We start from the raw sequence: 7,012 nt of genomic DNA, 5'->3' as shown, positions 1-7,012 counted from the left end.
GCCGGCCGCTGGCCGGCTCCGCATGAACCGAGCGTGGGCGCAGTGCCGGCCAGCAGCCGGCACCCCCCGGTGCATCGATCAGCCGGGCAGCAGGTCCATCGTGTCGAACGGCTCGCCGAACTGCCGATGCGCGCGCCACAGCGCCTCCAGGGTCAGTCCGCTGACCGGATCGCGGAAGTCCGGGGCGATGTCGGCCAGCGGCTTGAGCACGAAGGCGTGCCTGAGCTCCGGGCGCGGGATGCGCAGGTGGCCGGGGCCTTCCACGATCAGGTCGCCGTAGAACACCACATCGATATCCAGGGTGCGGTCGCTGAAGCGCGGGCCGCTGCGGTCGCGGCCGTGGGCATCTTCCAGCGCGTGCAGCCAGTCATCCAGCGTCTGCAGCGGCAGCTCGGTCTCGATCGCCACGGCGTTGTTGAGGAAGTCCGGGCCGTCGAAGCCGACCGCGGCAGTGCGGTAGGCCGGCGATACCGCGATCGCGCCGAAACGCGCGCGCAGCGCCTCCACCGCGGCGTGAAGGTGCTGTTGCGGCTGCAGGTTGCTGCCCAGGCTCAGGAGCGCAGTGGTCATGGTATTCAGCGTACGTGGGGCGATTCCACACGGGGGCAACATGCCCAGCGCATAGAATCGGGGTGCACATCATAGGACACCGACATGACCTATTGCGTCGGCATCGAGGTGGACGAAGGCCTGGTCTTCGCCGCCGACACCCGCACCAACGCGTCGCTGGACGACGTGCGCGTGCACCGCAAGCTGCACGAGTTCGAGTTTGCCGGGGAAGCCGCCTTCGTCATCATGGCCGCGGGCAACCTGGCGACCACCCAGCTGCTGATCTCACGGCTGCGCCGTGATGTGGAGGAACAGCGCCCGGAAAACCTGCGCGCCTACCGGCATCTGTTCGAGGTGGCCGAGTACGTGGGCCGGGTGCTGCTCGACAGCCAGGTCAAATCCAGCACGCATGAGGCGGGCCAGGATGGCATCGTGACCCAGGCCACGCTGATCCTGGGGGGCCAGATCGGCGGCGAGCATCCGGGGCTGTACATGATCTATCCGCTCGGCAATGCGATCGCGGCCTCGCCGGAAACCCCGTTCCTGCAGATCGGCGAGTCCAAGTACGGCAAGCCGATCCTCGACCGCATCCTGCGCCCGCAGACGCGGCTGGAAGACGCTGCGCGCACCGCCATCGTCTCGCTGGATTCCACCATCCGCTCCAACCTGTCGGTCGGGCTGCCGGTGGATCTGGTGCTGATCCGCAAGGATGACCTGCGCATCACCCAGCGCATGCGCCTGGCCGGCGACAGCCCGCTGTACGCGGAAATCCACGGCAACTGGTCCTTCAAGCTCGAACAGGCCGTGGCCAGCCTCCCCCGGTTCCCCTGGGAGGCCTGATCAGGCGGTTTCCAGCGCCTCGGCGACCGAACGGAACACCTGCTGCATTTCCAGCGGCTTGCGCAGCACGTGCACATTGATGCCCGGCGGGAACACTGCCAGCGGCACGGTCACCTCGGCTTCTTCCAGCACCAGCGCCGGCCCGCGATAGCCCAACGTAGCCATCTCGCCCAGCAGGTGGCTGGCCGAGAGCAGCTTGGAACCGGCATCGGCGATCACCAGTGCCGGCATGCTCTCCTGCTGCATCCAGCGCAGCGCGGCCGCACCATCGGAAGCCAGCTGCAGGTGATAGCCCTGGCTGGACAACGCGTTGCCCAGCAGCGACAGCCGCGTCGCCTCACCGTCCACGACCAGGATGGACTGGCCGGTACCGGCGGCGATCGGCCCATCGACCGTAGCGGCGGTGTCGGCGATCTCGCGCATCGGCAGCAACAGATCGAAGCGGGTGCCGACACCCGGCTGGCTGTCGACGTGGATGCTGCCGTGTGCGCCTTCAATGATGCGCTTGCACGAAATCAGGCCCAGGCCGGTGCCGGTGGCCTTGGTGGTGAAGAAGGGATTGAACAGATGCGACAGGGTATCGGCATCCATGCCGATGCCTTCATCGGTCACCGAGATCCGCAACCAGTCCTCGCCATGCGTATCGGCGGCGGATGCCGCGCGCAGGGTCAACCGGCCGCCGTCCGGCATGGCCTGGATGGCATTCAACGCAAGGTTGAGCAGGACCTGCTGCAGCTCGGTGTAGTTGGCATCCACCGCCAGGCCGTCGGCCACCTCCAGGTGCAGGGTGACCTTGGCGGGCAGGTTGCTGCGCAGCAGCAGCTCGACCCCTTCGAACAGGTGGACCAGGCAGATGTGTTCGCTGCTGTTGCGCGAACCGCGCACGAAGGACAGCATCGATTCGGCCATCTCATGCCCGCGCCGGCCACACTCGGCGATGATGTCGGCCAGATGGTGCAGCTGCGGATCGTCGGTGCGTGCCTTCATCAGGTCCGGCATGATCAGCAGCGGCTGCAGGATGTTGCGCAGGTCGTGGCTCAGGCCGGCTGCCAGCAGCGACAGGCTTTCCAGACGCTGCGCGCGCATCAGCTCGGCTTCCACCCGCTGACGGTCGATCGCGCTGCGCGCTTCGCGCACGGCACGCGCCACCGCCGAGGGCAGGCGCGCCGGCTGGTGCTTGATGATGTAATCGTTGGCGCCCTGGTGCAGGGCGGCCACCGCGTTTTCCTCACCCATCGTGCCGGACACGAAGATGAAGGGCACCTCGGGCAACGCGGCGCGCACGATCTGCAGCGCTTCATTGCCGGAAAAGCCGGGCATGCTCAGGTCGGACAGCACGATGTCCGGCGCGGCGCGCTCGAGCGCCTCACGCAGTTCCTGCGCGCTCTCGACCCGCTCGAAGCTGGCCTCCAGGCCAGCGTCGAGCATCTGCTCGCACATCAGTTCGGCGTCTTCCGGCGAATCCTCGATCAGCAGGATCCGCAGGGCACCCAACGCAGGGCCGGTCAGCGGCATGGTCTTACTCGACCTCCGGTGCCTGGTTGATCAAACCCCAGAACTTGCCCAGGGTCTGCACCGCGCCGAAGAACTGGTCCACGTCCACCGGCTTGACCACGTAGGCGTTCACGCCCATGTCCCAGCTGCGCGCCAGATCGCTTTCCTCGCGCGAGGATGACAGGATCACCACCGGCAGCCGCTTGAGCTCCTCGGTGTTGCGGATTTCCTTGAGCACTTCCAGGCCATCCATGCGCGGCATCTTGATATCCAGCAGCAGCACGGCCGGCAGGCCTTCGTCGCGGTTGGCGAAGGCACCACGGCGCAACAGGTAATCCATCGCTTCCACGCCGTCTTCGACGTGCACGATCGGGTTGGCCAGGCGAGCCTCCTTCAATGCGTCGATGGCCATCTCGGCGTCGGCGGGGCTGTCCTCGGCAAGGAGGATGGTACGGAGAGCGGTCATGCGGCGGAGCCCTTGTTGATTGCGTCGAGCGCGGGTGGAAGAACGAAGTGGAACGTGGCGCCCTGATCGACCACCGACTCGGCCCAGATGCGGCCCCCGTGGCGGGTCAGCACCCGGCGGACACTGGCCAGGCCGATGCCCGTGCCGGGGTAGTCACTGGCCTTGTGCAGCCGTTGGAACACCCCGAACAGCTTGCCGGCGTAAGCCATGTCGAAGCCGGCGCCGTTGTCGCGCACGGTGAACAGATGGCTGCCGTCCGGCTGCAGTTTGTAGTCGACCTCGATCCGGGCCGGCTCGCGGTTGGAAGAATACTTGATCGCGTTGCCGAGCAGATTCAGCCAGACCTGCCGCATCATGTTTTCATCGGAAACAATGATCGGCAGCGGCGCGATCTTCCAGTCGATATGGTGCGGCACCCCGCTGCTCTCCGACTCGCTCTGCTGGTTGGCATCGAGCATGGCGCGGGTGTCGGCCACCAGCGACTGCATGTCCACGGCCTGCAGCCGCATCGCCGCCCGGCCCAGGCGCGAATAGACCAGCAGGTCGTCGATCAACGCGGCCATGCGCTTGGCCGAATTGGAAATCACGCCCAGGTAATGCAGGGACTTTTCGTCCGCGCCCTCGCCCAGGTGACGGGTCAACTTGTCCGAGAAGCCGGCCACGTGACGCAGCGGCGCGCGCAGATCGTGCGAGACGGAGTAGCTGAATGCTTCCAGTTCGCGGTTGACCTCGGAGACCTGCTCGACCTTCCCTTCCAGCTGGCGGTTGAGCTCTTCCACCCGCAGCTGCACGGCGCGCTGGACGGTGACATCGCTGACCGTCATCAGCACCACTTCGTCATCCTTGTCCGGCAACGGCATGCGCCGCGCGTTGATCAGCATGATGCGGACCACGTCATCGGCGGTGCGCTGTTCGTGCTCGTAGTCCCACAGCTCGCGGCCGCGCAGCAGCACATCGGTCAGGCGCTGGCGGACCACCGCATCGGCCCAGGCACCGTCGCCGATGCTGTCCAGCGGCAGTCCTTCGGGCGAGGCCTCCTCGTCCAGCCCATACAGTTCGGCGAACGCGGGGTTGTGCATCTGTACCCGCAGGCTGCGGTCGAGCAGCACGATCGGCTCGCGCACGGTATGCAGCACCGAGGCCGCGCGCTCGGCCGCGCGCAGCGAGGCACGTTCGGCAGAGAGGCGGTGGCGGATCTGCCGCTGCAACAGCCACAGCACCAGGCCAAGCAACAGCAACTGCACCACCAGCGCCGACCAGGACACGAACTCGCCCTGGCGCTGCTGTGCGGCAAACAGCGTGGAGCGCTGCTTGAGCAGCTGCTCCTCGGTGGCCTGCAGTTCTTCTACCAGGCTGCGGATCGGGTAGCGCGTGGTCAGGTCGGCCACCAGCTGGCGCTGATCGGCATCGGGCGAGGAACGGGCCAACTGTTTGGCCAGTTCCATCCGGCGCTCGAGCATGGACTGGATGCGACCGATCCGGACCAGCTGATCGGGATTGTCGCGGGTCAGCTCCGCCAACCGCGCCAGCCGCCCGGGAATGTCGTCGGCCTGGGCCAGCCGCTCACGCAGGCCGGGGGCGTCGATGCCCTTGGACATCGTCAACGCCGCGGATTCGACATCGCGGACATCGGCCTGCAACTGGTAGACCGCCACCCCGACATCCTGGGTATGGGTGACCCAGTTCATCGCATCGACGTTGTCATTGGCCAGCTTGCGCAGGGTGAGCCACGGCACCACGATGATGGCTACCGCCGCCAGGGCCAAGGCCGGCAGACGCCAGCGGTCCCAGATTTGATCACTGAACACCAGCGCCATAGTCCCTCGTCAGCTCGATGCCATCGACGACCCGGCCCAGGCGGCAGCGCCGGCCCGCGCAGCCCCATCGGCAATGGCGAAGCGTTGAATATACTCCACCCCTTTGTGAATACGGGGCAGGCGGCCTGCCAAAAAAAAAGCGCGCCCGAAGGCGCGCCCTGTTCAGCGATGTAGCGGTGGGGCTCAGCGTGCGGCGGTCGCAGCCACCTTCAGGTTGGCAGCATCGACGCGCTTGACGCCCTTGATCTGCTGGGTCACGCGTACGGCCTTGTCATGCTCGGCCTGGCTGGCCACGGTACCGGTCAGGGTGACGACGCCATTGACGGTCTCCACCTTCACTTCAGTACCCGGGACGTTCTTGCTGGTCAGCAGGTCGGTCTTGACCTTGGTGGTGATCCAGCTGTCAGTGACCGGCTCGGCCGAGTCGTGCTTGTCGGCGTGGGTCATCGCGGCATGATCGGTGGTCTTCGGCGGATCCTTGGCCATGGCAGTCGAGGTGCCCAGCACCATGCCCAGGGCCAGCGAAGCAGCAAGCAGATTACGGGTCGTGTTGGTCATGTTCGAATTCCTTTGCGGATGTGCAGCCAGTGTCCGTGCACGGCCGTGGACGGGACGTGGGCGCCGCATAACGTTGCCGTGAACCACTCAGGTTGGCGCCCGATCGTTCAGATTTCCGCCGCGCGCGCGCAGCCGTTACGCTGTCCTGCCCCGTTATGTTGGAGCGCACCATGGCCGCCACACTTCAGGTCGCCTTGATCGGCTACGGGCTGGCGGGCAGCGTGTTCCATGCGCCGTTGATCCTGCATACGCCAGGGCTTGCACTGCACAGCATCGTCAGCTCGCAGCGGGATCGCCTGCTGCGCAGCTTCACCGATGTGCGCATCTGCAATGACCCGCAGGCGGTGTTCGATGACCCGGCGGTGGATGCGGTGGTGATCGCCACGCCCAACGATGCGCATGCCCCGCTGGCGCGCGCCGCACTGGCGGCCGGCAAACATGTGCTGGTGGACAAACCGTTCGCACTGTCCGTGGCGGAGGCCGAATCGGTGGTGCAGGCCGCGCACGACGCCGACCGGGTGGTGACGGTGTTCCAGAACCGCCGCCACGATGCCGACTTCCTCACGCTCAAGCAGGTGATCGACAACGGCAGTATCGGCCGCGTCGCCGAATGCCATTCCCACTTCGACCGCTTCCGCCCACAGGTGCGCGAACGCTGGCGCGAAAGCGATGCGCCCGGCAGCGGGCTGTGGATGGATCTGGGGCCGCACCTGCTGGACCAGATGCTGCAGCTGTTCGGCGGGCCCGGCGCGATCAGTGTGGACCTGATGGCGCAGCGCGAGCACGCGCTGGGCAACGACTACTTCCATGCGGTACTGCATTACCCCCGGCATCGCGCGATCCTGCATGCCGGCTCGCTGGTGGCCGCCTCCGGCCCGCGCTTCATCGTGCATGGCGATGCCGGCAGCTATCTGAAGGACGGGCTGGACGTGCAGGAAGATCAGCTGCGGCGCGGCATTGCCCCTGGCGCCCCGGGCTGGGGACTGGATCCGCAGCACGGTCACCTGGTGCGGATCGATGCCGACGGGCACACCCGGCGCAGCACCGTGGACAACGTGCCCGGCGATTACCGGGCGTTCTATGCAGCCTTCCGCGATGCGATGCTGGGCGTGGGCGAAGCGCCGGTCAGCACTGCGCAGGCGCTGCAGCTGATGCGCCTGCTGGAGGCGGGCGCAGAGAGTGCACGCAGCGGGCGGCGGGTGACCCTTTGAGTTGGCCACGCCCGCCCACGTAGATCCCCGCCATGCGTGGATGCGGGCCGGACGATGGGGTTCGGCCGGCCCGCATC

At 66.9% G+C, this 7,012-nt stretch carries 7 protein-coding genes; 2 read left to right on the top strand and 5 right to left on the bottom strand.

Annotated features, from left to right (window positions below):
• Positions 1-78 precede the first annotated feature (78 nt).
• Entirely contained in the window at positions 79-570 is a 492-nt protein-coding gene (gene folK / locus QMX81_RS08540; RefSeq protein WP_121039855.1) for a 2-amino-4-hydroxy-6-hydroxymethyldihydropteridine diphosphokinase, read from the bottom strand.
• Positions 571-654: 84 nt separating this feature from the next.
• Between folK and QMX81_RS08535 the strand changes: the two genes are divergently transcribed.
• Positions 655-1,389: a 20S proteasome subunit A/B gene (locus QMX81_RS08535; RefSeq protein ID WP_121039858.1), complete on the top strand. Its 735-nt coding sequence runs from the start codon at positions 655-657 to the stop codon at positions 1,387-1,389.
• On the opposite strand, the gene QMX81_RS08530 is transcribed toward QMX81_RS08535, so the two are convergent.
• From QMX81_RS08530 to QMX81_RS08515, 4 genes are all read right to left on the bottom strand, one after another.
• Complete coding sequence (locus QMX81_RS08530) at positions 1,390-2,904, bottom strand: ATP-binding protein (RefSeq protein ID WP_121039861.1); 1,515 nt, start codon at positions 2,902-2,904, stop codon at positions 1,390-1,392.
• A 4-nt stretch (positions 2,905-2,908) separates the two neighbouring features.
• Positions 2,909-3,349: a response regulator gene (locus tag QMX81_RS08525; RefSeq protein WP_121039864.1), complete on the bottom strand. Its 441-nt coding sequence runs from the start codon at positions 3,347-3,349 to the stop codon at positions 2,909-2,911.
• Positions 3,346-5,166, bottom strand: a complete 1,821-nt coding sequence (locus QMX81_RS08520; protein WP_282260553.1) for an ATP-binding protein — start codon at positions 5,164-5,166, stop codon at positions 3,346-3,348. The genes QMX81_RS08525 and QMX81_RS08520 overlap by 4 nt, the downstream gene beginning before the upstream one ends.
• Positions 5,167-5,349: 183 nt before the next feature.
• Positions 5,350-5,724 (bottom strand): BON domain-containing protein, encoded by a 375-nt coding sequence (locus tag QMX81_RS08515; protein WP_121039870.1) that lies wholly within the window; start codon positions 5,722-5,724, stop codon positions 5,350-5,352.
• A gap of 170 nt (positions 5,725-5,894) precedes the next feature.
• Between QMX81_RS08515 and QMX81_RS08510 the strand changes: the two genes are divergently transcribed.
• Positions 5,895-6,935: an oxidoreductase gene (locus QMX81_RS08510; protein WP_282260551.1), complete on the top strand. Its 1,041-nt coding sequence runs from the start codon at positions 5,895-5,897 to the stop codon at positions 6,933-6,935.
• Positions 6,936-7,012 lie beyond the last annotated feature (77 nt).

Origin of the sequence: Stenotrophomonas sp. PS02301, from assembly GCF_029959485.1 — a bacterium.
In the GTDB taxonomy this organism is placed as follows: Bacteria; Pseudomonadota; Gammaproteobacteria; order Xanthomonadales; family Xanthomonadaceae; genus Stenotrophomonas; species Stenotrophomonas maltophilia_Z.
The sequence above is the reverse complement of the archived record's forward strand: the minus strand, read 5'-3'. Positions and strand labels throughout refer to the sequence as shown.

Bases quoted from the DNA above. Each gene is read 5' to 3' on its own strand.
- folK (WP_121039855.1), bottom strand. From the start codon at position 570: ATGACCACTGCGCTCCTGAGCCTGGGCAGCAACCTGCAGCCGCAACAG.
- QMX81_RS08535 (WP_121039858.1), top strand. From the start codon at position 655: ATGACCTATTGCGTCGGCATCGAGGTGGACGAAGGCCTGGTCTTCGCC.
- QMX81_RS08530 (WP_121039861.1), bottom strand. From the start codon at position 2,904: ATGCCGCTGACCGGCCCTGCGTTGGGTGCCCTGCGGATCCTGCTGATC.
- QMX81_RS08525 (WP_121039864.1), bottom strand. From the start codon at position 3,349: ATGACCGCTCTCCGTACCATCCTCCTTGCCGAGGACAGCCCCGCCGAC.
- QMX81_RS08520 (WP_282260553.1), bottom strand. From the start codon at position 5,166: ATGGCGCTGGTGTTCAGTGATCAAATCTGGGACCGCTGGCGTCTGCCG.
- QMX81_RS08515 (WP_121039870.1), bottom strand. From the start codon at position 5,724: ATGACCAACACGACCCGTAATCTGCTTGCTGCTTCGCTGGCCCTGGGC.
- QMX81_RS08510 (WP_282260551.1), top strand. From the start codon at position 5,895: ATGGCCGCCACACTTCAGGTCGCCTTGATCGGCTACGGGCTGGCGGGC.